Origin of the sequence: Vibrio sp. 10N.286.51.E5, from assembly GCF_041469125.1 — a bacterium.
In the GTDB taxonomy this organism is placed as follows: domain Bacteria; phylum Pseudomonadota; class Gammaproteobacteria; order Enterobacterales; family Vibrionaceae; genus Vibrio; species Vibrio crassostreae_C.
The window spans coordinates 1-845 of record NZ_JBFRJZ010000123.1 but is presented as its reverse complement, the minus strand read 5'-3'; the positions used below and the strand labels follow the sequence as shown (position 1 = coordinate 845).

Below are 845 nucleotides of genomic sequence, written 5' to 3'. Positions count from 1 at the left end.
TAGAAGCGTTTGGTCAAATGCTACCAGAATTCATGGGTGGCTCTGCTGACCTTGCGCCTTCTAACCTAACTATGTGGTCTGGTTCTAAGTCTCTTGAAGCAACTGACTTCTCTGGTAACTACATCCACTACGGTGTACGTGAATTCGGTATGACGGCTATCATGAACGGCATCGCTCTGCACGGTGGTTTCGTACCATACGGCGCAACGTTCCTAATGTTCATGGAATACGCGCGTAACGCAATGCGTATGGCTGCTCTGATGAAAGTTCAGAACATCCAAGTTTACACGCACGACTCTATCGGCTTAGGCGAAGATGGTCCTACTCACCAACCGGTTGAACAGATCGCTTCTCTACGTCTAACGCCAAACATGAGCACATGGCGCCCATGTGACCAAGTTGAGTCTGCTGTTGCTTGGAAACTGGCTATTGAGCGTAAAGATGGTCCTTCATCTTTAATCTTCTCTCGTCAAAACCTTGCACAACAAGATCGTAATGCTGAGCAAGTAGCTAACATCGCTAAGGGTGGTTACATCCTGAAAGATTGTGAAGGCAAGCCTGAGCTAATCATCATTGCAACAGGTTCTGAAGTTGAGCTTGCTGTTGAAGCTGCTGCACAGTTAACCGCTGAAGGTAAAGCAGTACGCGTAGTATCTATGCCTGCAACTGACGCGTTCGACAAGCAAGATGCTGAATACCGTGAGTCTGTACTTCCATCTGACGTTACTGCTCGTATCGCAGTAGAAGCTGGCATCGCTGACTTCTGGTACAAGTACGTTGGTTTCGGTGGCAAGATCATCGGTATGACAACATTCGGCGAATCTGCACCAGCAGGTGAGCTATTC

General features: G+C 48.0%; 1 protein-coding gene. It reads left to right on the top strand.

The features are described 5' to 3' along the window. Positions 1 to 845: transketolase-like TK C-terminal-containing protein (locus AB4161_RS22820; protein WP_372084414.1), on the top strand; the 845-nt coding region annotated here is incomplete at both ends.